The sequence below is a fragment of the Xanthomonas sp. NCPPB 1128 genome (assembly GCF_001043115.1).
GTDB lineage: Bacteria > Pseudomonadota > Gammaproteobacteria > Xanthomonadales > Xanthomonadaceae > Xanthomonas_A.
The window spans coordinates 1-26,571 of the sequence record NZ_LFME01000011.1; the positions used below are offsets into that span (position 1 = coordinate 1).

General features: G+C 69.4%; 20 protein-coding genes and 1 pseudogene. 8 read left to right on the forward strand and 13 right to left on the reverse strand.

Features of this window, described 5'->3' with window-relative positions; all coding sequences use genetic code 11:
* Window positions 1-63: 63 nt before the first annotated feature.
* Window positions 64-1,332 (forward strand): arsenic transporter, encoded by a 1,269-nt coding sequence (locus ACP93_RS09125; RefSeq protein ID WP_048490387.1) that lies wholly within the window; start codon window positions 64-66, stop codon window positions 1,330-1,332.
* A 336-nt stretch (window positions 1,333-1,668) separates the two neighbouring features.
* Here ACP93_RS09125 and ACP93_RS09130 read toward each other — a convergent pair whose 3' ends face one another.
* Window positions 1,669-3,045: an amino acid permease gene (locus ACP93_RS09130; RefSeq protein ID WP_048490388.1), complete on the reverse strand. Its 1,377-nt coding sequence runs from the start codon at window positions 3,043-3,045 to the stop codon at window positions 1,669-1,671.
* 516 nt (window positions 3,046-3,561) lie between these two features.
* Here ACP93_RS09130 and ACP93_RS09135 point away from each other — a divergent pair.
* Complete coding sequence (locus ACP93_RS09135; protein ID WP_048490389.1) at window positions 3,562-4,044, forward strand: hypothetical protein; 483 nt, start codon at window positions 3,562-3,564, stop codon at window positions 4,042-4,044.
* A 350-nt stretch (window positions 4,045-4,394) separates the two neighbouring features.
* On the opposite strand, the gene ACP93_RS09140 is transcribed toward ACP93_RS09135, so the two are convergent.
* From ACP93_RS09140 to ACP93_RS09165, 6 genes are all read right to left on the reverse strand, one after another.
* Complete coding sequence (locus ACP93_RS09140) at window positions 4,395-6,665, reverse strand: methyl-accepting chemotaxis protein (RefSeq protein ID WP_048490390.1); 2,271 nt, start codon at window positions 6,663-6,665, stop codon at window positions 4,395-4,397.
* A 444-nt stretch (window positions 6,666-7,109) separates the two neighbouring features.
* On the reverse strand, window positions 7,110-8,174 hold the full coding sequence (locus ACP93_RS09145) for a pectate lyase family protein (protein WP_048490391.1): 1,065 nt from the start codon (window positions 8,172-8,174) through the stop codon (window positions 7,110-7,112).
* Between the two features lie 418 nt (window positions 8,175-8,592).
* Window positions 8,593-10,599, reverse strand: coding sequence for a M1 family metallopeptidase (locus ACP93_RS09150; protein ID WP_048490392.1), 2,007 nt, complete (start codon window positions 10,597-10,599; stop codon window positions 8,593-8,595).
* A gap of 186 nt (window positions 10,600-10,785) precedes the next feature.
* Window positions 10,786-11,733, reverse strand: a complete 948-nt coding sequence (locus tag ACP93_RS09155) for an aspartate carbamoyltransferase catalytic subunit (RefSeq protein WP_048490393.1) — start codon at window positions 11,731-11,733, stop codon at window positions 10,786-10,788.
* A 19-nt stretch (window positions 11,734-11,752) separates the two neighbouring features.
* Window positions 11,753-12,265, reverse strand: coding sequence for a Holliday junction resolvase RuvX (gene ruvX / locus ACP93_RS09160; protein WP_228135985.1), 513 nt, complete (start codon window positions 12,263-12,265; stop codon window positions 11,753-11,755).
* A complete protein-coding gene (locus tag ACP93_RS09165; protein WP_048490394.1) occupies window positions 12,258-12,824 on the reverse strand; it encodes a YqgE/AlgH family protein in 567 nt (188 codons plus the stop codon). The genes ruvX and ACP93_RS09165 overlap by 8 nt, the downstream gene beginning before the upstream one ends.
* 106 nt (window positions 12,825-12,930) lie before the next feature.
* Here ACP93_RS09165 and ACP93_RS09170 point away from each other — a divergent pair, with 106 nt between their 5' ends.
* From ACP93_RS09170 to ACP93_RS09180, 3 genes and pseudogenes are all read left to right on the forward strand, one after another.
* Window positions 12,931-14,724 carry a DUF4153 domain-containing protein gene (locus ACP93_RS09170; RefSeq protein WP_048490395.1) on the forward strand — a complete coding sequence of 598 codons (1,794 nt, stop codon included), beginning with the start codon at window positions 12,931-12,933 and terminating at the stop codon, window positions 14,722-14,724.
* A gap of 14 nt (window positions 14,725-14,738) precedes the next feature.
* Window positions 14,739-15,278 carry a DNA-3-methyladenine glycosylase I gene (locus ACP93_RS09175; RefSeq protein ID WP_048490396.1) on the forward strand — a complete coding sequence of 180 codons (540 nt, stop codon included), beginning with the start codon at window positions 14,739-14,741 and terminating at the stop codon, window positions 15,276-15,278.
* An 85-nt stretch (window positions 15,279-15,363) separates the two neighbouring features.
* A pseudogene (locus ACP93_RS09180) lies at window positions 15,364-16,248 on the forward strand (DUF72 domain-containing protein); the annotation flags it as partial.
* Window positions 16,249-16,655: 407 nt separating this feature from the next.
* Here ACP93_RS09180 and ACP93_RS09185 read toward each other — a convergent pair.
* From ACP93_RS09185 to ACP93_RS09210, 6 genes are all read right to left on the reverse strand, one after another.
* On the reverse strand, window positions 16,656-17,372 hold the full coding sequence (locus ACP93_RS09185; protein ID WP_053069717.1) for a YitT family protein: 717 nt from the start codon (window positions 17,370-17,372) through the stop codon (window positions 16,656-16,658).
* Between the two features lie 154 nt (window positions 17,373-17,526).
* On the reverse strand, window positions 17,527-18,123 hold the full coding sequence (locus ACP93_RS09190) for an MFS transporter permease (RefSeq protein ID WP_048490397.1): 597 nt from the start codon (window positions 18,121-18,123) through the stop codon (window positions 17,527-17,529).
* Between the two features lie 94 nt (window positions 18,124-18,217).
* Complete coding sequence (locus ACP93_RS09195; protein ID WP_048490398.1) at window positions 18,218-19,717, reverse strand: GGDEF domain-containing protein; 1,500 nt, start codon at window positions 19,715-19,717, stop codon at window positions 18,218-18,220.
* Window positions 19,714-20,994: a WD40 repeat domain-containing protein gene (locus ACP93_RS09200; protein ID WP_048490399.1), complete on the reverse strand. Its 1,281-nt coding sequence runs from the start codon at window positions 20,992-20,994 to the stop codon at window positions 19,714-19,716. Before ACP93_RS09200 ends, ACP93_RS09195 begins: the two co-directional genes overlap by 4 nt.
* A gap of 158 nt (window positions 20,995-21,152) precedes the next feature.
* Window positions 21,153-22,283, reverse strand: coding sequence for a PilT/PilU family type 4a pilus ATPase (locus ACP93_RS09205; protein ID WP_010344137.1), 1,131 nt, complete (start codon window positions 22,281-22,283; stop codon window positions 21,153-21,155).
* A 118-nt stretch (window positions 22,284-22,401) separates the two neighbouring features.
* On the reverse strand, window positions 22,402-23,439 hold the full coding sequence (locus ACP93_RS09210; protein WP_010344138.1) for a type IV pilus twitching motility protein PilT: 1,038 nt from the start codon (window positions 23,437-23,439) through the stop codon (window positions 22,402-22,404).
* Between the two features lie 122 nt (window positions 23,440-23,561).
* Between ACP93_RS09210 and ACP93_RS09215 the strand changes: the two genes are divergently transcribed.
* The 3 genes from ACP93_RS09215 to proC all read left to right on the forward strand — a co-directional run bounded on the left by ACP93_RS09215 (window position 23,562) and on the right by proC (window position 26,536).
* Window positions 23,562-24,212, forward strand: a complete 651-nt coding sequence (locus ACP93_RS09215) for a YggS family pyridoxal phosphate-dependent enzyme (RefSeq protein WP_048490458.1) — start codon at window positions 23,562-23,564, stop codon at window positions 24,210-24,212.
* 318 nt (window positions 24,213-24,530) lie between these two features.
* On the forward strand, window positions 24,531-25,559 hold the full coding sequence (locus ACP93_RS09220; protein WP_048490400.1) for a hypothetical protein: 1,029 nt from the start codon (window positions 24,531-24,533) through the stop codon (window positions 25,557-25,559).
* Window positions 25,560-25,690: 131 nt separating this feature from the next.
* Window positions 25,691-26,536, forward strand: a complete 846-nt coding sequence (proC, locus tag ACP93_RS09225; RefSeq protein WP_048490401.1) for a pyrroline-5-carboxylate reductase — start codon at window positions 25,691-25,693, stop codon at window positions 26,534-26,536.
* The last annotated feature ends 35 nt before the right edge of the window (window positions 26,537-26,571 follow it).

The following is a 26,571-nucleotide window of genomic DNA, read 5'->3' on the forward strand; positions in this document are numbered from 1 at the left end:
CCCCTGCCCTGCCCCTGCGGCCCCCTCGCGCGCGCGCCACGGCGCCCGCACGGCAGCGGCGGCATGAGCATGCCCGGCACGCATACGGCCAATTTCGCCACCTGGGGCATCTGCGCACTGGCCACCGCCGGGGTGATCGCGCGGCCGTTCAAGCTGCCCGAGGCGTGCTGGGCGGTGGGCGGGGCGCTGCTGCTGATGGTGCTGGGGCTGATGCCCGGCGGTGAGGCCTGGCAGGCGGTGCTGAAGGGCCTGGACGTCTATCTGTTCCTGATCGGCATGATGCTGCTGTCGGAAACCGCCCGCGCCGAAGGCCTGTTCGACTGGGTGGCGATGCATGCGGTGAATCTGGCCAAAGGCTCGACCCAGCGCCTGTTCGCGCTGGTGTTCGGCGTCGGCATCGTGGTCACCGCGTTCCTGTCCAACGACGCCACCGCGGTGGTGCTGACCCCGGCGGTGTACGCGGCCGCGCGCAAGGCCGGCGCCAAGCCGCTGCCGCTGCTGTTCGCCTGCGCGCTGATCGCCAACGCCGCCAGCTTCGTGCTGCCGATCTCCAACCCCGCCAACCTGGTGCTGTACGGCGGGCAGATGCCGACGCTGGGCGCGTGGATGGCCGCGTTCGCGCTGCCGTCGCTGCTGGCGATCGGGGTGACCTTCGTGATGCTGCGCTGGGCCGAGCGCAAGGACCTGACCGGCCGCTGCGCCGCGCGCGTGGACACGGTGCCACTGACCCGCGGCGGCACCTTCGCCCTGGTCGGCATCCTCGCCACCGCCGTGTTGCTGGTCGGCGTCTCCGCGCTGGGCCTGGACCTGGGCCTGCCGACCTGCCTGGCCGGCCTGGCCACGCTCGGCGTGGTCTGCCTGGGCGGCCGGCAGTCGCCGCTGCCGATGGCCAGGGCGGTGTCGTGGTCGGTGCTGCCGCTGGTGGCCGGTTTGTTCGTGCTGGTGGAAGCGCTCTCGCGCACCGGCGTCATCGGCCTGCTCGCACGCACCCTGGCCGACGCCGCCGCGCACTCGCCGCAGGCCACCGCCGGCGTCGCCGGCACCCTGCTGGCGTTCGGCTCCAACCTGATGAACAACCTGCCGGCCGGCCTGATCGCCAGCACCACCGTCGCCCAGGCGCAGCCACCGCAACTGGTGGTGGACGCGCTGCTGATCGGCGTGGACCTGGGCCCGAACCTGTCGATCACCGGCTCGCTGGCGACCATCCTGTGGCTGACCGCGATCCGCCGCGAAGGCGAGGACGTGGGCTTCTGGCGCTTCCTCAAGGTCGGCGCGCTGGTGATGCCGCCGGCGCTGCTGTGCGCGTTGGGCGCGCGCCTGCTGCTGGGCTGAGTAGCGCGCGTGCAGGTCGTGGACTCGGCCGCCGCGCCTTCCATCGCAAAGCGTCGCGGCTGAAGCCGCTCCTACAAGGGCATGTCTGCGAGCTGTCGGTGCCGTCGTAGGAGCGGCTTCAGCCGCGACAGGCCTTACCGCGGACATCTGCCGCGGTCGATCCATGAAAAGCAACCAGCGCCGCTGCTACGGCAGCAGACATGACGCGCGCGAAGTCCCCCCATGTGGGAGCGACTTCAGTCGCGACGAGCGAAGCCCAACGCCGTCCGACACCCTCACGCGTCGGGACTGAAGTCCCTCACACAACGGCATGCCGCCACCGTTGGAGCGCGCGCCCTACCCCGCGCGCAGCCGCCGCGCCACGCCGCTGATCAGCGCGATCACCGCGGTCAGCGCCGCCATCGACAGGAACTGCGTGCGGGTGTCCGGCGAGGCCACCAGCAGGCCGAAGATCAGCGCCAGGATCGCCAGCGCCAGCACGGTGAGCACCGGATAGCCGCGCATGCGGAACGGCAGGCGGGTGCCGGCGCGGTCGGCGCGCGCGCGCAGGATCAGTTGCGACAGCAGCGAGATCGTCCACACCAGCAGGCAGGTGGCGCCGACGATGTTCAGCAGCACCGGCAGCACCCGGTTGGGATACAGCAGTTCCAGCACCGCGGCGACGAAGCCGAACAGCACGCTGGCCAGCACCGCCAGCCACGGCACCTGCTGCCGGCTGGACGCGGCCAGCGCACGCGGCGCTTCGCCGCGCTGGGCCAGCGAGAAGATCATCCGCGAGGCGCCGTACAGATTGGCGTTGAGCGCCGACAGCAGCGCAATCACCGCGATCAGGGTGATGCCGGTGGCGGCGCCAGGAATCCGGGCCACCTGCAACACCGCGGCGAACGGCGAACTCAGCGCCTCGCTCTGCCATGGCACCACCGCGATGATCACGCTCAGCGAGCCGATGTAGAACACCAGGATGCGCCAGGCGACGGTGCGGATGGCACGGGCGATGCTGCGCTCCGGGTCGGCGGTCTCGGCCGCGGCCACCGCCACGATTTCGGTGCCGCCGAAGGCGAACACCACCACCAGCAACGCGGCGCCGATGCCGGCCATGCCCTTCGGCGCGAAGCCGCCGTTGCCGGTGACGTTGGACAGGCCCGGCGAGGCCACCCCGGGCAACCAACCGGCCAGCAAGGCGATGCCGACCAGGATGAAACCGACGATCGCCGCGACCTTGAGGATGGCGAACCAGAATTCGAACTCGCCGAAGTTGCGCACGCCCAGCAGGTTGATCGCGGTGAACGCGGCCATGAACGCGATCGCGGCCAACGGCACCGGCAAGCCCGGCCACACCGTCGCCAGCAGACCGGCCGCACCGACCGCCTCGGCGGCGATCACGATCACCAGTTGCAGCCACCACAGCCAGCCCACGGTGGCGCCGGCGGTCGGCCCCATCGCGTCGGCGGCATAGACCGAGAACGCGCCGCTGGCCGGTTTGGCCGCCGCCATCTCGCCCAGCGCGTTCATCACGATGATCACCAGCGCGCCGGCGACCAGGTAGGAGATCAACACCGCCGGACCCGCCGCGTGCACGCCGACGCCGGAGCCCAGGAACAGGCCGGCGCCGATCGCGCTGCCCAATCCCATCATGATCAATTGCCGCGGTTTCAGCGCGTGGCGCAGGACGGGTGCGGCGGCAGGCGGGACAGGCGCGGACGGATGCGGCATCGGCTCGGTCGGGTGCGGAAAACGCGACACGATACAGGCTGAGGGCGGTGGCGTGCGGCCGCGCGCGTGTTTGGCCGCCTGCAACCGCGGATCGGCCCGCCGTCGCCGCGTGGCTGCTGCAACGCAGCGCGGATCCGCGCATGCGCTCGTGGCGGGCACCGCCCACTCCCTGCCGGCGAACACTGTCGTGGCCTCGCCGCTCGCCCGGCAACGCGGCGGCACCATCCAGGCGGCGCAAAGTACGGAATCACCTTACATCCAACCAAGCGGCGAATTTCCTACATCCCGTTGATTTTGCATATTGACAGCGATACTAACGTCAGAAATACTGAACTCGACGTCCACCGAATCTCCTATCCCCGTACCTGCCGATGAGGGCGTGCACGCGGAGCCGGGAAAAGGCGGGCGGCGACGGACCGGGAGACGGCCCGTTGCGAGCGCTCCGGCCGGAAAGGACCACGGCTGCCGCTCGTCCCATGGCGTACAGGTCCGTACATCCAGACAAGGAGAGACACCATGATCAAACCGCTGCTGACCCTGACGGTGCTGGCGGCCGCGCTGGCCGTGCCCTGCCTGCAGGCCGCCGAGCGCGCGCCGCTCAACGCCGCCGATGCCATTCAAGGCATGGGCGAACGCCTGCCCATCGGCAAGAAGAACGTCAGCCTGTCGCCGCTGTTCAAGGTCTACACGTTCGAGAAGGCCGGCCTGCGCTTCGTGCAGATCAACTCGTTGAAGGACGAGGTCATCACCGTGCTCACCGCCACGCCGGGCACCGAGGCACGGCTGCCGATCGGCACCGCCGCCGAGGAACAGATGATCGCGGTCAACGACGCGAAGAACCAGCCGCTGGGCATGGTCACCGCCGCGGCGAGCTGCCCGTGCAACGCGACCGTGGTCTACCGCGATGCCAACACCACCATCGTGGTGGTCTACGGCTCCAACGGCGAGTACATCACCTCGTACGTGATCAAGAGCCCGCAGACCAAGCCGCCGCAGTAAGCCTCGGCCTAACGCCGCGGCCGCACCTGCGGCCGCGGCGATGTGCTGCTGCACCGATAGCATCGGATGGCCCAACCGCGTCGGTGCCCGCAGCACCTGGCGCGGACGATGCGTCGCAGGCGCCAGATTGGCGCACCAGAACGCGAAACGGAATGCGCCCGCGGCGGCGGGAGTGCTGCCGAGGCGGATCGCACCGCCGATTCCGGCGCGGCGATGCGCCGCCCATCGTCCGCCTGCAGGCGTCGCGCGCTCCATCGCGCATGCACTGCACCGCCTCGCATCTGCATGCGGCCGCCTTCCGAGGAAGGCGGCCGCGCAGGATCGCTCCGGCAGCGCCGGACCGGGTCGGCTCAGAACTCCTGCCAGTCCTTGTCCAGCGCCACCGCGGCCACGGCTGCGGACTGGCCGGCGCGTCGCGGCGGCGCGGCCTTGGCCACTGCCGTCACCGGGCGCACGCTGCGCTTGGCAGCCAGGGGCGCGGGCTTGCCGTGCTGCGGCGCCTGCACCACCGGCGTGGCCGCCGAGGCATCCAGCTTGAACAGCGCCACCGCCTGGCTCAGTTCCACCGCCTGCTGCTCCATCGAGCGCGCCGCCGCGCTGGCCTCTTCCACCAAGGCCGCGTTCTGCTGGGTGCTCTCGTCCATCTGGGTGACGGTCTGGTTGACCTGTTCGATGCCGGCCGACTGCTCCTGCGAGGCCGCGGAGATTTCCCCCATGATGTCGGTGACACGCTGCACCGAGGTCACGATCTCGGTCATGGTCTTGCCGGCCTGGTCGACCAGGACCGAGCCTTCGGCGACGCGGCTCACCGAATCGTCGATCAGGCTCTTGATCTCCTTGGCGGCACTGGCCGAGCGCTGCGCCAAGGTACGCACTTCGCTGGCGACCACGGCGAAACCGCGGCCCTGGTCGCCGGCGCGCGCGGCTTCCACCGCCGCATTGAGTGCGAGGATGTTGGTCTGGAAGGCGATGCCGTCGATCACCGAGATGATGTCGCCGATCTTCTTCGAGGAGGCCTCGATGCCACTCATGGTGGTCACCACCTGGCCGACCACGTCACCGCCCTGCGCGGCGACCGAGGCCGCGCCGGCCGCGAGCTGATTGGCCTGACGGGCGTGCTCGGCGTTCTGGCGGACGGTGGAGGTCAGCTCCTCCATCGAGGCGGCGGTCTCTTCGAGGCTGGCGGCCTGCTGCTCGGTGCGGCGCGACAGGTCGTCGTTGCCGGCGGCGATCTCGCTGGCCGCGGCATTGATCGACACCGCCGAGTGCTTGATGCGGCCGACGATGCCGGCCAGTTGCTCGGCGGTGGCATTGGCGTCGTCGCGCATCTGCGCGAACACGCCGCGGAAATCGCCGTGCATGCGCGCGGTCAGGTCGCCCGCGGCGATCGCCTGCAGCAGCGTCGACAACGCCTGCAGGTTGCCATCGGCGGTGGCCATCAGCTGGTTCAGGCTCTCCACCATCACCCGGAAGTCGTACTGGAAGCGTTCGGCGTCGCCGCGTGCGCTGAAGTCGCCATCGGCGGCGCAGGTCGCCAGTTGCTTGATCTGCCCGTTCATCGCCGACAGGTTGGCCTTGACCTCGTCCATGGTCTGGCTCAGTACCGCTTCCTCGCCAGGCAGGCGGTCCATGTCCTGCGACAGGTCGCCGATCGCGTAGCGGCCCATGATCTGCGCCAGGCGCGTCTTGACCGCCAGGTGCGAGGCCACCAGTGCATTGGTCTCGGCGGCCATGCGCCCGTAGTCGCCGGGGAAGGCCTGCGCTTCGATGCGATGGCTGACCTCGCCGGCATCGTGGCGCTTGGCCATCTCCAACTGCGCGCCGATCAGGTTGCCGACCTGCTGCTGCATGCCCTGCATCGCAGCCAGCAGCCGCCCGGTCTCGTCCTTGGCGTCGGTGCGCACGTCGTTGTCGAGCTTGCCGTTGGCGATCGCCTCGGCGACGCGGGTGGCACGCGTCAGCGGCACGGTGAGGCTGCGGGTGATCAGCCAGGCCAGCAGGCCGCTGACCAGCACCACCAGGACGCCGCCGGCCAGCAGCAGGCTGCGGCCACGGTCCATCGCCACGTTGGCGCTGGCGTAGGCCTCGGCACCGCGCGTGCGTTGCCGGTTGGCGTAGGCGGTGATCGCCTCCTGCCATTGCTTGTTCGCCGGCGCGGCCTGGCCCAGCATCACCTTCAGCGCCTCGTCGGGCTTGTTGCTCATGCCCAGGTCCAGCACCTGCTGATTGGCGACGCGGGTGAGCTGGTAGGCATCGTCGATCTGCTTGCGCATCTGCGCGCCGGCGGCGTCGCTGACCGGGATCGCGTAGAGCTTGTCGTGGATCTGGTCGTAGTAGCGGCGCTGTTCGTCGACGATCCTGGCGAAGCCTTCGTTCTGTTCCTGCGTGGTCGGCAGCACGATGTTGCGCAGATTGATGGCGATCAGCGAGCTGGCGTTGCGCATCTCGCTGGTGTAATCGAGGATCTGCATGCGCCGGTTGACGATGGTGTCCATCATGTCGCGCGCCTGTTTCAACGTCAGCAGGCCGGCGACGACGAGCGCACAGGACAGCAGGATGAGGACGCCGAAGGCGGACGCGAGTCGCGTCCCGACGTTGTAGCGTTGAAGGAATCCGATCATGAGGGGCACCAAGTGAGGAAAGGAAAGAGCCCGCGCCACGATCTGGATCGAACAAGACACCATCAGGCCGGCGGCCTGGACGTGATGCGACGGACAAGAAGGCCAAGACACTTCCAGCACCGACCGCATCGGGATGTCCCGAGCGGGTACTCGCATTAGGTAACGGCGATCGCTGGTGATTCTTGATGCGCAACTGCGCACAGTTTTTTGAATTGGGTCAAGCTTGTGACCGGCGCGTGCACGTGGCACGCGGATCGCTGGCGGATCGGCCTGCGCGCGTGAAATCTAGGTGAAACAATACCATTTTCAGGCGTGGCCGATGCATGGCCCCAGCGGTGGCTGCGGCGACCGCGACACGGGTGTGGCCGACATGCGGCAAACGGCATACAGTGCAACCATTGCCGGCGACCGCCTCCGTGCCATCGGGCACGGAGGCGGTGCGCTTCATTCGGCCAGGTTGGTGCCCGCACCCGCCGTGGCGATGACCTTGGCCTTGACCTGCGCGGCAGGGATCGCCGTGTACAGGTAGCCCAGCGGCTCGGGATAGGTCTTGGACGAGATCCAGGTGGTGGCGTTGGCGTAGGGCTTGCTGGTGCTTTCGGGCGCCGTCCAGGTGATGCCGCTGCCGACGTAGTTGTTGATCAGGTCCCAATAGCCGATCTCGCTGCTGTCGCGCGAGGTGACCGGGTTCTTGATGTTCTCGAAATAGTTGGCTTCGATCAGCGCCACCCCGCCCATGCGCACGTTGATACCGGAGGTGAAGACGTTGTTGAAATAGTTGTTGTAGATGTGGCTCAAGCCGCGCCGCTGCAGCGGCAGGCGCGATTCCACGTTCTCGAAGCGGTTGTGATGGTAGGTGGTGCGCGCGGCGGCGTTCTGGGTGTCGCTGTCGCTGTAGCCGTTGAGCGCGACCTTCTGGTAGTCGTGGATGTAGTTGTACGAGACGGTGACGTGATTGACGCCCTTCTTCATGTCGATGCCGCCGTCGAAGGACGCGTCGCCGGCGCCGGGGCACTTGGTCAGCGAGGCGAAGATGGTGTTGTGGTCCACCCAGATGTTGGACGGCTGGCCGCTGGAATTGCCCTCCAGCGAAATCGAATCGGCATCCTCGCCGCCCGGCAGCAGGCCGATGGTCATGTTGCGGATGATGACGTTGTGCGCGTTGCCGACCACGCGCACGCCGAAGTTGGCCGAGGAGCCGTTCGCACCCTTGATGGTGATGTCGCGCTTGTTCTTGATCTGCACGGTCTTGGCCGGCAGCTTCCATTGCGCGCATACGTCGGTGATGCTGGCGTAGTTGAAGCTGCCGGTGTAGTTGAGCACCAGGCCGCCGGAGCCGGCGTAGTTGTCGATCGCCGCCTGCATCGCCTCCATCGTGGCGACGTTCACCGGAATGGCACTGCCGCCGCCGGTGGTATTGGCCCCATAGCCCACCGGGCCGGCGAAGGCCGGGCTGGCGCCCATGGTCAGCGCGAGCGCCAGTGCGCCCCTGCGGAACTGCTGCTGCATGATCTCTCTCCCATCTGTCGCGATGAGTGCAAAGCGCATGGCAGTGTGCGCATGCGCCGGCACGGGGGCGTGGGGGCCGGCGCATTCTTGGAATGCGCGCCGCGGCCTACGCAATCGCCACGACGCCGAACTGGAACCCTGCGCTCCGTTCGCCGCGCGGGACAGGACAAGCGGACACGCACGGTCCGCAGGAGACAGACAGCGACAGCCGGGGACAGGCCGTCTACACACGCGCCGCGTTGCGCGGCGGTGGCCGGCAATGACGGCGAACGCACGCGCATCGCATGCATCCCCAGCGACTCCGGAGCACTCCCCCGGGACAGGCGCCCATCGCTGACGCGCGGCCGCGAATGTTGCGGCTGCAGCACGTTTGCGCAGGCCATCCGACGCCGACGCGGCGCGGATGGCCGCGCGCGGCTCAGCTCGCCGTGTCGAGCCGGTTGTCGCTGCGGTCGGCGTCGGGCAGCACGTGGTCCGGATCCAGGGTCACGTGCAGCACCTTTTGCGTGCTCGGCACCCGGATCTGCGGCTGGGTCTGCTGCATCCAGGTCTCCACCGGCACGCGCTGGTCCAGGTGGCTGCCGTCGGCGAAGTCGATGCGCAAGGTCGCCGGCATCACCAGCTTCTGGCGGCTGTTCAAGGTCACCAGCAGGCCCTGGGCCGGGTCGTGGTCGATGTAGGCGGCTGCGCGCACGCCCATGTCCAGCTGCCAGTTGTTGAGGTACCAGCCGCGCCACCACCAGCTCAGGTCCTCGCCGGATTCGCTCTCCATCAGCCGGAAGAAATCCGACGGCGTGGGATGCTTGTAGGCCCAGGTGGCGATGTACTTGCGGAACGCCGGATCGAAACGCGCCGGCCCGAGGATCTGCTCGCGCAGCAGCACCAGGCCCAGCGCGCCCTTGAAGTAGGTCAGCGGATGCCGGTATTTCTCGCTGGTGGCGTCGGCGCGATCGAGCAGGGTCGGCGCCTGCGCGTCGGCCAGCAGCGGCAGGATCTCGTCCACCGGGTTGCCGCCGCCGGGCGCGTACTCGCCATCGCGCTTGGGCGCGAACTCGCCGTGGTTGATCGCATCGGAGGCGTACACGTCGATGAAGGTGTTGAAGCCCTCGTCCATGAACGCATGGCGGCGCTCGTTGGAGCCGACGATCATCGGGAACCAGCCGTGGCCCAGTTCGTGCGCGGTGATCCAGAACAATTGCTTGCCGCCGTCCTCCATGTCGTCGAAGACGATGCCCGGATACTCCATGCCGGCACCATGGCCACCCAGGTTCACCGCCGCCGGCCACGGGTACGGATACCACTGCGAAAAGTGCTCGATCGAGGCTTTGACGAACTCGGTGGAGCGGCCCCACTTGTCGCTGCCGACCGCGCTGCGTGGATACACTGACATCGCCAGTGCATGCTTGCCCTGGGGCAGGTTGATCCGCGCCGCATCCCAGACGAACGCCGGCGAAGCGGCGAAGGCCACGTCGCGGGTGTGGTCCATGTGGAAGCGCCAGGTCTGGGTGCCGCTGGCGCTTGGCCGGCTGGCCGGGTTGCCCACTTCATCGGCGCCACGGATGGTCACCGTCGTGTCGCTGGCGGCGGCTTGCGCCAGGTGCTGGCGCTGGGCGGCGGTGAGCACCTGCACCGGGTTCACCAGTTCGCCGGAACCGGCCACCAGATAGTCCCACGGCACCGTCACCGCGTAGTCGAAATCGCCGTACTCCAGGTAGAACTCCGCGCCCAGGTAGGGCTGCGTGTCCCAGCCGCGCAGGTCGTCGTACACCGCCATGCGCGGATACCACTGTGCGATCTCGTAGATGTCGCCATCAGGCGTGGGCGTGACCGCGGTGCGGCCGCCCCAGGTACCGGGCACGGTGTAGGCGTAGTCGATGTGCAGCTTGAGCGCCTTGCCGCTGGCCAGCGGCTGCGGCAGGTCCACGCGCATGCGCGTGTCGTCGATCAGGAAGGTCGCCGGCACGCGCTTGCCGCCCTGCTCCAGTTCCACCTTGGCGATGCGGTAACCCTCCGTGCTCTGCGGCGCGGACCGGTCGGCACGCGCGGCGCGCAGGGTACGGGCGCGGGCATCGGCGCGGTACAGGTTCTGCTCCAACTGCAGCCACAGCACGTCCAGCGTGTCCGGGCTGCGGTTGCTGTAGGTGATGGTCTCCTGGCCACTGAGCGTGTGCATGGCCGGATCGATGGTGGCGTGCAGATCGTAGTCGGCGCGGTTCTGCCAGTACTGCGGGCCTGGCACGCCACCGCCGCTGCGGTAGGCATTGGCCGGCTGCGGCAACTGCAGCGGTGCGAACAGCGCCTGCGGGTCGTAGGTGCCGGCGCTGTCCGCGGCGGCAGCAGTAGCAGTGGCGGCGTCGGCCTGGGCGGCGGCGACAAGGGAAACACAGGCCGCGGCGAACGCAACGCGGCGCAGGACAAAGATCATGGTGACGTCCGTGGGGAGGATCGTCGCCGATGGTAGGCCGATTCGCGGTGGCGCGGATGTGCCGATCGCCACCTTCGGCAGCGATGCTTGGCAAGACCGCGTAGGAGCGGCTTCAGCCGCGACAGGCAGCCCCGGTAAAGCCTGTCGCGGCTAAAGCCGCTCCTACGAGAGCGCGATGCGCCGCGCTCAGCCCAGCAGCGTCTCCAGCACCGCCATGCGCACCGCCACGCCGTTGGCGACCTGGCGCAGGATGCACGACTGCGCGCCGTCGGCGACCTCGTCGGTGATCTCCACGCCGCGGTTGATCGGGCCCGGATGCAGCACCACCGCGTCCTTGGACGCGCGGCGCAGGCGCTCGGCGGTGAGGCCGTACTGGCCGTGATAGTCCTCCAGCGAGGACACCAGGCCTTCCTCCATGCGCTCGCGCTGCAGCCGCAGCATCATCACCGCGTCCACGCCGTCGAGCATGGCGTCGAAATCCTCGCCGACCACGCAGCCGTCCAGGGTGCCGTCGTCGGGCAGCAGCGCGCGCGGTCCGCACACGCGCACTTCGCCGGCACCGAGGGTGCGCAGCGCATGCAGGTCCGAGCGCGCCACCCGCGAGTGCTTGACGTCGCCGACGATGACCAGCTTGAGCTTGGAGAAGTCGCCACCCTTGGCGTGGCGCAGGGTCAGCATGTCGAGCAGGCCCTGGGTGGGATGCGCGCTGCGGCCGTCGCCGGCGTTGATCAGTGCGGTACCCTCGCCCGCCGCTTCGGCCAGGCGCTCGACCGCGCCGTCCTCGGGGTGGCGCACGACGAAGCCGCGCACGCCCATCGCTTCCAGGTTCTTCAGCGTGTCGCGCGCGGTCTCGCCCTTGCGCGTGGACGAGGTGGAAGCATCGAAGTTCAGCACGTCGGCACCGAGCCGCTGCGCGGCCAGGTGGAACGAGCTGCGGGTGCGCGTGGACGGTTCGAAGAACAGCGTGCACACCGCGGTGCCGGCCAGCACGCTGCGCTTGCCGACCCGGCCCACCGCCGCGTCGCGGATCTGCCCGGCGCGGTCCAGCAGTTGCAGCAGGGTCGCGCGCGGCAGCCCTTCCAGGGTCAGCAGGTGGCGCAGGCGCCCGTTCGAATCGAGTTGCGGATCAGTCATGGCAGGTCCGGGCTGTGGATCAGGAAAGGGGAATGGCGTCGTCGGGCGCGGCCAGCCAGCGCTCCACGATCACCGCGGCGGCCACCGCGTCCAGCGCGGCGGCATCGCGGCGGCGCTTGCGGCCGGCGGCACGGTCCACCGCGAAGCGTTGCGCGGCCTCGACCGAACTGGAGCGCTCGTCGACCAGCACCACCGGCAGGCGGTAGCGCGCGCCGAGTTCGCGGGCGAAGGCATGCGCACGCTTGCGGTTGGGCTGGTCGGCGCCGTCGAGGGTGAGCGGATCGCCGACCACCAGGCCGTGCGGCCGCCATTCGGCCTGCAGGCGGTCCAGCGCCGGCCAGTCCGGCCCCTGCGCATGCACGTCGATCACCGCCAGCGCACGCGCGCCGTTGCCGAACGGACTGCCGACCGCCACGCCGATGCGGCGGTGGCCGACGTCGAAACCGAGCACGGTGCCGTCGCGGCGGATCGTCGCGGACGAGGCGCTGGCCGGCGCGGGAGTCCCAGCCTCAGGCAGGCCGGACTCAGGCATGCCCGCTGTAGTCGGTGAGGCGGAACAGGTCCACGCCGATGCGCCCGGCCGCAGTCTGCCAGCGCCGCTCCAGCGGCAGCTCGAACAGCAGCTCGGCATCGGCCGGCGCGGTCAGCCAGCTGTTCTCGCCCAGTTCGTATTCCAGCTGGCCGGCGCCCCAGCCGGCGCAGCCCAACGCGACCACCGCGTTGCGCGGGCCTTCGCCCCGCGCCATGGCCTCGAGCACGTCGCGCGAGGTGGTCAGGAACAGGCCCTCGGCGAAGGCCAGGCTGGAGTCCCAGCCGTGCGCGCCATCGTGGATGACGAAGCCGCGTTCCGGATGCACCGGGCCGCCGCTGAGCACCACCTGCTCGCGCAGCGCGGCATCGATGGTCTCGATGCCCATCTGCTCCAGCACTTCGCCCAAGGTGTATTCGGAGGCGCGGTTGACCACCACGCCCATCGCGCCGTTCTCGTCGTGCTGGCAGATCAGCGCCACGCTGCGGGCGAAGTTGGGATCGGACAGCGCCGGCAGCGCGATCAGCAGTTGGTTGGCCAGAGGCGTGGGCAAAGCGGACATGGCCCCATTCTATCGTCCCTCCCGCGTGTGCGCTGCGCCGGGCTGCGGCGGGCTGCCATAATCCGCCCGATCGCGGCCCCGACCGGTCGCCCAGGAGCACGCACGCATGGACACGCCCCCCGACCTGCCGCGCCAGACCCGCGCCTTCATCGTGCTAGTGGCCCTGCTGCAGGGCGCATTGCTGTACCTGGCGCAGCGCGGCGCCGAGAGCGGCCTGTGGCCGTTCGGCTCGCTGGGCGGACAGGTGTGCTGGTACACCCTGGTGCTGACCGTGCCGACCATGACCCTGCTGTCGGTGCGGCACCTGGGCGCGCTGCGCCTGTGGCAGCACACCATCGCGGTGGCGGTGCTGGTGGCGGCGCTGTCGGCGTGGGCCGTCTGGAACGCCACCGGCGCGCCCGGCCTGCGCGCGCGCGAGGTGCTGGGCCCGTTCGGCGCCACCGTGGCGCTGGCGATGTTCGTGCTGCTGCCGTGGCTGCAGTGCCGGCTGCAGCACGGGCGCTGGCAGGCGCCGTACCGCGACCTGTTCGAGCATGCCTGGCAGAACGCGCTGACCCTGGCGCTGGCACTGTTGTTCATCGGTATCTGCTGGCTGGTGCTGTGGCTGTGGGGCGCCTTGTTCGCGCTGGTCAAGCTGACCCTGTTCTACGACCTGTTCCGGCAGACCGCCTTCATCTATCTGGCCACCGGCACCATGTTCGGCCTGGGCATCCTGATCGGCCGCACCCAGCAGCGCGCGGTGCAGGTGATGCGGCAGATCCTGTTCGCGATCTGCACCGGGCTGCTGCCGCTGCTGGCGTTCGTGGCGGTGCTGTTCGCGCTGAGCCTGCCGTTCACCGGCCTGCAGCCGCTGTGGGAGACCCGCGCCGCGGCCAGCATCCTGATCGCAGTGGTGGCGACGGTGGTGGTCTTCGTCAATGCGGTGTACCAGGACGGCGCCGCCGAGGCGCCCTACCCCGCCTGGCTGCAACGGGTGATCGACGCCGGACTGCTCAGCCTGCCGCTGTATGCCGGGTTGGCGCTGTACGCGCTGTGGCTGCGCATCGCGCAATACGGCTGGAGTACCGAACGCTTTGCCGGCGTCTTGGTGGCGGTGGTCGCCTGCGGTTACGCATGCGGCTATGCCTGGGCGGTGCTGCGGCCGGGCGCGCGCTGGCTGCAGCCGCTGGCGCCGGTGAACCGGGTGCTGTCGTGGGTGGTGATCGGCCTGGCGCTGGCGGCCAACTCGCCCCTGCTGGACCCCTACCGCCTCGTCGTCGGTGACCAACTGCAGCGCCTGGCCGACGGCCGCACCAGCGCGGCGCAACTGGACCTGGCCTACCTGCGCTTCGACAGCGGCCGCCGCGGCTACCGCGCGGTGCAGGCGCTGCGCGAGGTGCCCGCCTTCGCCGACGACCCGGTACAGCGCGAACGCCTGCAGCGCATGCTGCAGCGCCAGCAGCGCTGGGGCGGCGACAACGAGGATGCGCCGCGCAGCAACGATCCGCTGCAGGTGCGCCAGCGCATCGCGCTGGCCGCCGGCAGCGCCGATCCCGGCGCCGCCTGGTGGCAAGCGCTGCTGGCCGGGCAGATCGACGATGGCAACTGCCGGCGCGAGGGCGCGCAGTGCGTGGCGCTGCGCCGCGATCTGGACGGCGATGGCCACGACGACGTCCTGCTGTGCAATGCCGGCGTCGGCTACGGCGTCGAATGCCGCATCCATACCGACCTGGGCAGCGGCTGGAAGGACGTGGCGCGAACCCACCTGTTCCCGCGCCGCGGCGACAACGCCGAGGCGCTGTACCAGGCGCTGCGTGACGGCAAGCTGCAGCTGCTGCCGCGGCGCTGGCCCGACCTGCAATTGCCGGGTGCGCGGCGGACCGAGGTGTACCCCGCCGACCCCAACGACCAGACCGACTGACGGATACCCGCCGCATGAGCAGCTATTGCGATATCGCCCCCGGGCACCCGGTGCACGGCCACTACCACGACCACGAGTACGGCGTGCCGCAACGCGCCGAAGCCGACCTGTTCGAGCGGCTGGTGCTGGAGATCAACCAGGCCGGGCTGAGCTGGGAGCTGATGCTGAAGAAGCGCGCCGGCTTCCGCGCCGCCTACGCCGGGTTCGACGTGGACACGGTGGCGGCCTTCGGCGAGGCCGACGTGCTGCGCCTGCTCGGCGATGCCTGCATCATCCGCAACCGGCTCAAGGTGCAGGCGGCGATCCACAACGCGCAGGTGATCCAGCGCCTGCGGGCCAGCCACGGCAGCTTTGCCGCCTGGCTGGACGCGCAGCATCCGCGCAGCAAGGCCGAGTGGATCAAGCTGTTCAAGCGCACCTTCCGCTTCACCGGTGGCGAGATCACCGGCGAATTCCTGATGAGCCTGGGCTACCTGCCCGGCGCGCACCGCGAAGACTGCCCGGCGTTCGCGCGCATCGCGCAGCTGGATCCGCCGTGGATGCGCGCCAGCTGAGGTTGCTGGTGCGCGAGGAGCGGCACGACGCCGCCTTGGCGCGGCCTGCACGAGCGCTGCACGAGGCCGCCGGCATGGTCGGCGCATGGCCTTGCGCATCGGCATCTCGGGCTGGCGCTATCCGCGCTGGCGCGGCGTCTTCTATCCGTCCGGGCTGACCCAGCGGCGGGAACTGGAATACGCCGCGCGGTGCTTCCGCTCGGTTGAACTCAACGGCTCGTTCTATTCGCTGCAGACCCCGAAAAGCTATGCCGCCTGGCACGACGCCACCCCGCGCGGCTTCGTGTTCGCGGTCAAGGGTCCGCGCTTCGTCACCCACCTGAAACGGCTGCGCGACTGCGAGCAGCCGCTGGCCAATTTCTTCGCCTCCGGCCTGCTCGCGCTGGGTCCGAAACTCGGCCCGCTGCTGTGGCAACTGCCACCGTCGCTGGCCTTCGATCACGACCTGCTGGACGCCTTCCTGACGCTGCTGCCGCGTACCAGCGAGGCCGCCCTGACCCTGGCGCGCAAGCGCGACAGCGCGCGCATGCGCGATCGCAGCCTGCTGCGGATCGACCGCAACCGGCGCCTGCGCCATGCGCTGGAAGTGCGCCATCCAAGCTTCGCCACGCCGGAAGCGGTGGCCTTGCTGCGCAAGCACCGGGTGGCGCTGGTGCAGGCCGACACCGCCGGCAAGTGGCCGTACCTGGAAGACGTGACCGCCGACTTCCTGTACCTGCGCCTGCACGGCGATGCGCAGCTCTACGCCAGCGGCTACGACGACAAGGCCCTCGACACTTGGGCGCAGCGCATCGATGCCTGGCATCGCGGCGGCGAACCGGCCGACGCGCAGCGGGTCGGCCCACGCGCCCCGACACGGGCACGGCGCGACGTGTACTGCTACTTCGACAACGACATGAAGGTGCATGCGCCGTTCGACGCGCGGCGCCTGGCGCAACGGCTCGGCGTGCCGACGCCGTGCCCGGCGCGCGGCGCGCGGCGACGAAGACGGCGACGACTGAGGGAAAGTTCGCGTCGTGCGGGTTTGCCGCGATGCAGGCGGGCATGTCTCCGTCTTGCAGGAGCTGCCTCGAAGAGCCTGACCTCTCCGACTGTCGCGACGTGTTGCGATGTCTGCAGGAGCGGCGCCCGTTCCCGATCTGTGGGATCCACCGCGACGCCTCGCCGCGGCGCAATGGCACCGCTAGTCACACGTTGTGGCGCAGCGCAGCGGGGCACACCGCTGTCCCCGTAGGAGCGGCTTCAGCCGCGACGGGGCTTTCCCGATAACGCCGCGTCGCGGCGGAAGCCGCTCTTACGCACGCGCCCGCACGAAAGACCCGCGCACCGCGATACGCGGCACCTCGTCGATCGCGCAACCACGATCGGCTACAGATGTCACACGCCCATGTAGCGGCCGGCGCGGTGGTTGAACATCAGCACCAGGCTCAGCACCACCGCGCCGATCGCCGAGTACAGCACCTGCTGCGGCGCCAGCAGCCAGAACGCCACCGCCATCAGCGCCGCGTCGAAGCTCATCTGCACCTTGCCCGCGCTCCAGCCGCGGCTGCGCTGCAGGTAGACCGCGAGGATGCCGACCCCGCCGAGGCTGGCGCGGTGGCGGATGAAGAACAGGATGCCCAGGCCGACCAGCGCGCCACCGACCAGCGCCGAGAACAGCGGCGTCATCGTCGCCCACTGCGCCCAGCGCGGCAGCAAATCGGTCAGCAGGCCGCAGGCGGCGACCGCGACGAAGGTCTTGAGGGTGAACTCCCAGCCCATGCGCCGCACCGCCAGCCAATAGAACGGCAGGTTGACCAGCACGAACATCAGCCCGAAGTTCCAGCCCAGCGCGTAGTGCAGCAGGAAGGCCACGCCGGCCATGCCGCCGATCATCAACCCGCCATGGGCGAACACCGCCAGCCCCAGCGAGGCCACCAGGGTCGCCAGCAGCATGCCCTGCACGTCCTCGGCCACGCTGTGGCGCAGCGCGCGCGCATCCTGCACGGTGCCGGCCGAATCCGGCGGCGGGGTCAGCGGTCCGGCGGTGACGACGGTGCCGTCGTCGGGCAACGGGTCCAGGTCCGGACGCAGATCGGAATCGGGAAGGCTCACGGGAAGGGGCACGGCGTGGGGGGCGGTATTAGACACCAGCGCGGTTGTGGTTGCACATGAAACTTTTAAATCAGCGCGCGGATGGCTCGCTCCGTGCCTCGATCCACGCGCAGGGGCGCCTCGCCCTCCCCGCCCAATCGCGCAGTGCGATCTCTCAGTTGGGCAGGTCGACCTGGATGTCATGCGACCCGGCCACGACCGCAATCACCATCCCGACCAGCACCAGCAGCGCCACCGGCCCGGCGATCGCCAGCCATGCCCAGGTCCATGGGCTGAACCGCTCCGCCGCGCTGCGCGGCAGGCCGCGTGCCTGCTTGAACCGGGCCAGGCGCTGGTTGACCAGCAGCACCGGTGTCCAGGCCAGCAGGGTCAGCAGCGACAGCACCGAAGGCCACAGTCCGATCAGGCTCAGGCAGCCGTACGCAAGCCCAGGCCCCAGCCAGCCGACCAGCACGCCGCGCTGTGCGCCGATGGTGCGTTCCAGCGCACGAAAGCAGGCGAACACCCAGATCAGCGAGAACACCGAGCGCCACACCGGCGAGATGCGCCGGCGCCCGGACAGCAGGCGCAGCGCGCGCCAGTTGCGGTAGAACCAGTACAGCGCATACCAGCCGAAGCTGGTCGCGCACAGCAGCGCCAACTTGGTTGCCGACGGTGCGAACAACGCCGACAGGGGATCGGTGGGCACTGCAGCGGGCACGGCGTCAGGCAGCGCAGCGGCGGGTGCGGCGTACGGGTTGTCTGTTTGCATGGGGGCATTTTGGCGCACCGCACCCTCATCCGCCCTTTCGGGGCACCGTTCCCCCGAGAAGGGGGCCATGGTCCCGGCGGGAGAAGGGACTCAATCAGCGAACGGCCACCGCGCGATGCCGCCGCTTGTCCGCGTACATCGCCGCGTCGGCCTGATCGAGCAGTTCCTCCAGCGCCTCCGCGTCCAGATCGCGGCGGTGGCACAGGGCCAGGCCGAAGCTGGCCGACAACCCGGTCGCGAACCCGTCGTCCTCGCCGGGCTTGGCAAGCGCCGCGCGCAGCGTGTCGATCAGTGCGTGCGCCCGCTCCGGCGTGGTCAGCGGCAGGTACAGCGCGAACTCGTCGCCCCCTCGGCGCCCCAGCAACTGGCCCGGCCGCAGACAGTGCCGGCAGCGCTTGACGAGGGCACGCAAGGCCGCGTCGCCGGCCGCATGTCCGAACTGGTCGTTGATCGCCTTGAGGTTGTCCATGTCGGCGACGATCACCGCCAGCGGACGCGGGTCGTGCGCGGCCAGCTGCAGATCGTTGAGCACCTGCTCCAGGAATCCGGTCCGCGACAGCGCCCCGGTCACCGGATCGCGTACCAGCGCATGGCGCAATCGCGTGTTGTCGGCATAGAGCCCGGGCACGGCCAGGCCGAAGTAACTGTTCGCCGCCAGGCTGATCATGGCGAACTGCAGCGCCAGCGCCTGTGCCTCGAGCCGCAGCAACGGCGTGGCCAGGGCGATCAACAGGCTGAAGGCGGCGATCGCCACCAGCGCCTGCAGCATTCCGTGGGTATGCACGATCCACAACTGGATCACCACCACCACGAACAGCGCGAACACCACCGCCGGCTGCCGCGGCAACGCCGCCGCCAACGCCATCACCGCCAGGGTGACGCCGAGCAGCAACGCGAGCTTGACCAGATAGCCGGAGACGCTTCCGGCCGGCGCGATCATCCCCGACAAGCGCGGGATCCCCGGCTGTGGCGCGATCTGCAGGCGCTCGGCCAGACGCAGCACCGCCACGATCGCCAGCGGACCGAGCGCCAGCAGGCCGGCGTAGTCGCCGATCGCCCACGGGATCAACTGCGCGAACATGCTCGGCAAGTCGATGGCGCCGGTGACGGCCAGCCCCGCCCCGCCCAGGCAGGCAGACAGCAGCGAGGCCACCCCGCCGCCCAGGATGAAGCAGGTGACCACACGCGGCAGGCTGCTCGAGGACACGGCGCGGCCGACGCGGCGCAGCAGCCAGGCCAGGCCGCCCCAGATGCAGAACTGTTGCGCGGTGAACAGCAGCGCATAGCCCAGGACCGCCCGACCGGGAACGACCGGGTGGCCACTCGTGCGATAGAAGCTCAGCAGCGTGGCCAGCACGCAGGCGATGGCGATCGCCGGCGCGCCGCGCCAGCCCAGCACCATGAACGTGGCCAGCGTCACCGCCACCGGCGGGAACCACAGGCTGGCATGCAGTTGATAGTCCAGGACCCGCGCCAACTCGAAGACCGCCAGCCACGCCGCCACCAGCACCACCGACAGCACCAGCAGCGCGCCGCGACGGCGCGGCGCCGCGGCGCGCGTGCGAAACGGCGCCTCGGCGTCCCAGCCTGTCATCCATCCGCCTCCGGCCGGCCACGGCCGATGGCCGAACCGGGGCCGACGAAGGCGGTGACCGTGCTGTCGTCGCTGCCGCCCACCACCACCGTCGCATCGCTGCACAGGCGGATCGGCCAGCTCATGTTGTCCGTGCCATAGGACCATTGCAGCGTGCCGTCGCCCGCGTTCCAGACGCTGAACGCGCCAGGCGTGCCGTCGGGATGGCCATCGGCCAGCCCCAGCCACTGTCCGCCAGGATCGAACGCCAGACAGTTGGGCGAGTGCGCGCTGTGCGCGGTCCACTGCAGCGTCGCCGCGGTGCCGGTATCGGCGTACACGGCGACGACGCCGCCACCCTTGAGGTTGCCGGCGATCGCGACCTTGTCGCCGGCGCGGTCGCAGGCCACCCCATAGATGGTCGTCGCCCCCTCGGGCACCGTCTCGGTCCAGGCTGGCGCAGGCGTTTTCTGGAACGTCGCCACGTCGAAGGCGTACAGCGTGCCGTCGCTGGCACCGGCATAGGCCCGGCGCCCATCGCCGGACAGCGCCGCGGCATGCACGCGGGCCTGCCCGGGCAACTGCCAGCGCGTGAGCGCCGCCGGTTGTCCGGACGCGATCGAGAACAGGATGATCTCGCCCTGTGCGCTGGCCACCAGTCCGATCGTGCCGTCGGCGGCGAGGCCGGTGGCCATCACGCTGTCGGCGCTGTCGCTGTCACCACCAGCGCTCAGCGCGATGCACACGGGCGTGGCGGGGAAGGTCCCGTCGCCGTCGCGGCAGAACAGATAGCCCTGCTCGGCACCGGCCAGCAACGTTTGCCCACGCGCATCCAGCGTCACCATGTTGCCGCGGCCAGGGAGCGCATACGACAGCAGTTCGTTTCCGCCGGGAACCGCCCAGGCACTGATGAAGCCCGCATACGGTGCCTGGCTCTGCCAGCCGCAACTGGCCACGGTGCCGCCGTCCGCCGCCACGTCGACCCAGTACACGCCCTGCCAGCCTTCGAACTCCTTCTTCAGCAGAAGGTTGCCCGCCCGATCCCAGGCATAGGTGCCGAAGCACCCCTGCTGGTCGTCGCACACGTCGCTGCGCGTGGCCGCGGGTGCGATGCGTTCGAATATCTTGCGTTGCTCGAGCGGCACCGCTTCCAGCCCGGGAATCTGCGACAGGCCGCCGTACTGATGGAAAAAGGTGCCGGCGACGATGACATCGCCATCGTCGGACACCGCCACCGAGTTGATGTAGTAGCCGGCATGCGGCTGTGTCGACCAGAGCAATTCAGGCACGTCGTTCATGGCGGCTTCCCTCCCTTCGGCTGAAGCGTCCGCGATGGACTTACGGCGGACGGCTGACTGAAACACGACACCCGTGAACGCACCGGAGACGGCCGCGATGCCATGGGTTGCCCGTCATCGCACGGGCGCCTGGCCTCGCGCTCGCGCGCCGGACCGGCTCAGCGCACCTCGGCGATCTCGACCCCGTCCAGGCCCTGCGCCAGGGTGCGCGCGTCGCCGCCCTGGGCCAGCTTGATGCGCAGGCGCACCTCGTTCTGCGAGTCGGCGTGGCGCAATGCGTCCTCGTAGCTGATCTCGCCGGCCTGGTACAGCTCGAACAGGCTCTGGTCGAAGGTCTTCATGCCCAGGTTGGTGGACTCCTTCATCACGTCCTTGAGCTTGTGGATCTCGCCTTCGCGGATGTAGTCCTGCACCAGCGGCGTGCCGAGCATGATCTCCATCGCCACGCGGCGGCCCTTGCCGTCCGGGGTCGGGATCAGCTGCTGCGCGACCACCCCGCGCAGGTTCAGCGACAGATCCATCAGCAGCTGGCTGCGGCGGTCTTCGGGGAAGAAGTTGATGACGCGGTCCATCGCCTGGTTGGCGTTGTTGGCGTGCAGGGTGCACAGCACCAGGTGGCCGGTCTCGGCGAAGGAGATGGCGTGGTCCATGCCCTCGCGGGTGCGCACCTCGCCGATCATGATCACGTCCGGCGCCTGGCGCAGGGTGTTCTTCAGCGCGTTCTCCCAGCTGTCGGTGTCGATGCCGACCTCGCGCTGGGTGATGATGCAGCCCTCGTGCTTGTGCACGAACTCGATCGGGTCCTCGATGGTGATGATGTGCCCGGTGGAGTTCTGGTTGCGGTAGCCGATCATCGCCGCCAGCGAGGTCGACTTGCCGGTGCCGGTGGCGCCGACGAAGATGATGATGCCGCGCTTGGTCATCGCCAGGGTCTTGATCACCGGCGGCAGGTTCAGCTCGTCCACGCTGGGAATGCGCGTCTCGATCCGGCGCAGCACCATGCCGACCTGGTTGCGCTGGTAGAAGCAGCTGACGCGGAAGCGCCCGACCCCGGCCACGCCGATGGCGAAGTTGCACTCGTGGGTCTTCTCGAACTCCTCGCGCTGCGCCGGCGTCATCACGTTCAGCACCAGGTCGCGGCTCTGCTGCGGGGTCAGCGGCGTCTGCGTGATCGGGGTGATCTTGCCGTGCACCTTGATCGCCGGCGGCATGCCCGAGGTGATGAACAGATCCGACGCCTTCTGGTGCGCCATCAGTTTCAGGAAGGAGGTGAAGTCGATGGTGCTCATGGCGTGCTCCTTCGGAGCGGGGATTGGGGAGTCGGGATTGGGGATTGGTAAGAGCGGGCATCCTAGGATCGGAGAGACCCGCGTTTGCGAATCCCCAATCCCGACTCCCCAATCCCCGCTACTCGAACAACCGCTTGTCCTTGGCGTACTCGCGGGCCTGGTTGCGGGTGATCAGGCTGCGCTTGACCAGGTCCTGCAGGTGCTGGTCCAGGGTCTGCATGCCGTTCTGCTGGCCGGTCTGGATCGCCGAGTACATCTGCGCCACCTTGTCCTCGCGGATCAGGTTGCGGATGGCGGGGGTGCCGACCATGATCTCCCACGCCGCGGTGCGGCCGCCGCCGACTTTCTTCAGCAGCGCCTGCGAGATCACCGCGCGCAGCGATTCGGACAGCATCGAGCGCACCATCGGCTTCTCGCCGGCGGGGAACACGTCGATGATGCGGTCGATGGTCTTGGCCGCCGAGCTGGTGTGCAGGGTGCCGAACACCAGGTGGCCGGTCTCGGCCGCGGTCAGCGCCAGGCGGATGGTTTCCAGGTCGCGCAACTCGCCGACCAGGATGATGTCCGGGTCTTCGCGCAGCGCCGAACGCAGCGCCTCGTTGAAGCCGTGGGTGTCGCGGTGCACCTCGCGCTGGTTGATCAGGCACTTCTGCGAGGTGTGCACGAATTCGATCGGATCCTCGACGGTGAGGATGTGGCCGTATTCGTTCTTGTTGATGTAGTCGATCATGCCGGCGAGCGTGGTCGACTTGCCCGAACCGGTCGGCCCGGTGACCAGGATCAGGCCCTGCGGCTGGTCGATCAGCTGGCGGAAGATCGGCGGGCAACCCAGGTCTTCCAGGGTCAGCACTTCGGAGGGAATGGTGCGGAACACCGCGCCGGCGCCGCGGTTCTGGTTGAACGCGTTGACGCGGAAGCGCGCCAGGCTGGGGATCTCGAAGGAGAAGTCGACCTCGAGGAATTCCTCGTAGTCGCGGCGCTGCTTGTCCGACATGATGTCGTAGACAAGCGCATGCACCTGCTTGTGGTCCAGCGCCGGAATGTTGATGCGGCGGACGTCGCCATCGACCCGGATCATCGGCGGCAGGCCCGCGGACAGGTGCAGGTCGGACGCCTTGTTCTTGACCGAGAACGCCAATAGTTCAGCGATATCCATACGCTGCTTTTCCCCTTGGGCTGCGACTGGAAGGATGATTCCCCGGCCGGCAGTATAGCGCCCTTCCCTTTGCCGGAACGCCGCTCGTGCCCCTCTCTCCGCTGCAACAGATCCGCCTGGACATGGACCGCGCCGCCGACGCCGCAGGGCGCCCGCACGCGCAGTTGCTGGCGGTGTCCAAGACCCAGCCGGCCGAGGCCGTGGCGGCACTGGCCGCACAGGGGCAGCGCGCCTTCGGCGAGAACTACGTGCAGGAAGCGGCGGCCAAGATCGCCGCGCTGGCCGAGGCCGGACTGGAGTGGCACCTGATCGGCCACCTGCAGTCGAACAAGGCCGAACTGGCGGCGACGCTGTTCGACTGGGTGCAGACCGTGGACCGGCCCAAGCTGGTCGCCGCCCTGGCCAAGGGCCGCGCCGCCGCGTCCGCGCCGCTGAACGTGCTGATCCAGGTCAACATCGACGACGAGGCCAGCAAGCATGGCTGCCAGCCCGACGCCGTGGACGCCCTGGCCGCGGCCATCGCTGCGCAGCCGACGCTGGCCCTGCGCGGGCTGATGGCCATTCCCGCGCCCTGGCCCGAGGCCGAGCGCCGCATCGACGCGTTCGCGCGCATGCACGCCCTGTTCGCGCGGCTGCGCACGGCCTATCCGCAGGTCGACACCTTGTCGATGGGCATGAGCGGCGACTTCGCCGACGCGATCGCTGCGGGCGCCACCATGGTGCGGGTCGGCACCGCGCTGTTCGGCGCGCGCGGTCCACGCGTTGCTGGCTGATCCCGCTGCTGCGGGCGCCGCATTACCGCACTCCCCGTGACACGGTGATGATTTGTCTACGGGCGCTTCAAACACGATTCACCAACATCGGAATTCTGTCGTAGCCGATCCTGTTGAAAACCATAGAGTTTCGGGATGAATGAAAGGTTCGCTCCGACAGCGCTTGCTGAACCATGCGACACGGTTGCGAACCGTTAATTCAGTCACGTTTCAGACGCGCACGCTTCGGCTTCCATGGCGGCCGACCGCGGGTACTCCGCAGTCCATTGCCGAATGCGCTCGGCTCGAACGAGGTCACAGATGCAAGCATCCACCCGATTGCTGTTCGCCTCCTGCGTCATTGGTCTGCTGCACGTCCCCGCGGCCATGGCCGCGCCGACGGCGACGCCGGCCTGGACCAACGAAGAAGCGATGATGTCGCCCGCACAAGTCCAGGCCCGCACCGCCTGGCGCGAAACCATGGCGCATCAACCGACGCCGGCGGAAGGCTGCTTCCATGCCAACTTCCCCGATACGCAGTGGCAAGCGGACACCTGCAAGACCCTGACCCGCCGCGTGCATCCGATCCCGCACAAGATCCTGTTCGGCGCCACCGAAACCACCGGCAACGGCTACGACTACGCGCTGCGTTCCAGCAGCCTGATCAGCAAGGTCGTAGGCAGCTTCCCGCAGGTCACCGGCGTGACCTCGGAACAGGGCGTCGGCGTGGCGTCCTTCGGCGGCGGCGGCATCCTCGGCCCGAACGAGTACTCGCTGCAGATCAACTCCAACTACAACGCCACCACCAGCGTGTGCGGCGGCCGCTCCGGCTGCACCGTGTGGCAGCAGTTCGTCTACGCCACCGACTACGAGACCCAGGGCCAGGCCGCGGTGTTCATGCAGTACTGGCTGATCGGCTACGGCAGCAGCTGCCCGAGCGGCTGGATGAGCGGCGGCGGCTCGGACTGCTACCGCAACAGCAACGCGGTCAGCGCGCCGGACGTGCCGGCCACGCAACTGGCCAACCTCAAGCTGACCGGCTCGGCCACCGCCAACGGCAACGACACCATCACCTTCACCAACAACGGCACCGCCTACAGCGTCAGCGCCAAGGACAGCGTGGTCAAGCTGGCCACCGTCTGGAAGGACGCCGAGTTCAACGTGGTCGGCAACGCCGGCGGTTCCAGCGCCAACTTCAACTCCGGCTCGTCGATCACGGTGAAGGTGGCCGCCACCAACGGCTCCACCGCCGCCCCGACCTGCGCGGCCAATGCCGGCAGCACCGGCGAGACCAACAACCTCAACCTGGGCAGCTGCTCGACGGCCGGTGGCAGCACCCCGTCGATCTCCTTCACCGAGTCCAACTGAGGCCACCGCGCCAGACCGCACCCCGCGGCTGGCGCGTTCTCGCCTGACACGATCCGGTCGCGCCGCACCGCAGCGCTGTGGCGCGGCGCAACCGCTACCATGGCGCTCCCTCTTCGCGACGGTGTTGCGCCATGGTTCCCGCTTCCCCCAATTCCCACGCCGCCGACATCGCCTTCATCGGTGGCGGCAACATGGCGCGCAGCCTGATCGCCGGGCTGGTTCGCCAGGGCGCCGATCCACGCCGCATCCGCGTGGCCGAGCCGGTGGCGGCGCTGCGCGAGGCATTGGCGGCCGAGTACGCAGTGCAGGTGTTCGCCAGCGCAGCCGAGGCCGTGGACGGTGCGGCGTTGTGGATGTTCGCGGTCAAGCCGCAGATGCTGCGCGGGGTCTGCACCGAACTGGCAGCGCTGGCGCAAGCCCAGAAGCCACTGCTGGTGTCCATTGCCGCCGGCATCACCATCGCGCAACTGGACCGCTGGCTCGGCGGCGGCCACGCCCTGGTGCGGGCGATGCCCAACACCCCCGCCCTGCTCGGCGCCGGCGTCACCGGCCTGTTCGCCAACGCCGGCGTCGACGCCGCACAGCGCACCCGCGCCGAGCACGTGCTGGCCGCCGCCGGCGTCACCGTGTGGGTCGAGGACGAAGCGCTGATCGACTCGGTCACCGCGGTCTCCGGCAGCGGACCGGCCTACGTCTTCCTGCTCGCCGAGGCGATGGAGGCCGCCGGCATCGCCCAGGGCCTGCCCACCGACACCGCGCGCACCCTGACCCTGCAGACCGTGCTCGGCGCGGCGCGCATGCTCACCGAATCCGGCGAGGCGCCGAGCGAACTGCGTCGCCGGGTGACCTCGCCCAACGGCACCACCCAGGCCGCGATCGAGACCTTCCAGCACGGCGGCTTCGAGGCGCTGACCGCGGCCGCGATCGCCGCCGCGGCGGAACGCGGCCGCGCCCTGTCCGCCGCCAACGACGACTGAGCGCGGCCAACAACCTGCTGCGCGGCCGCCAGGTG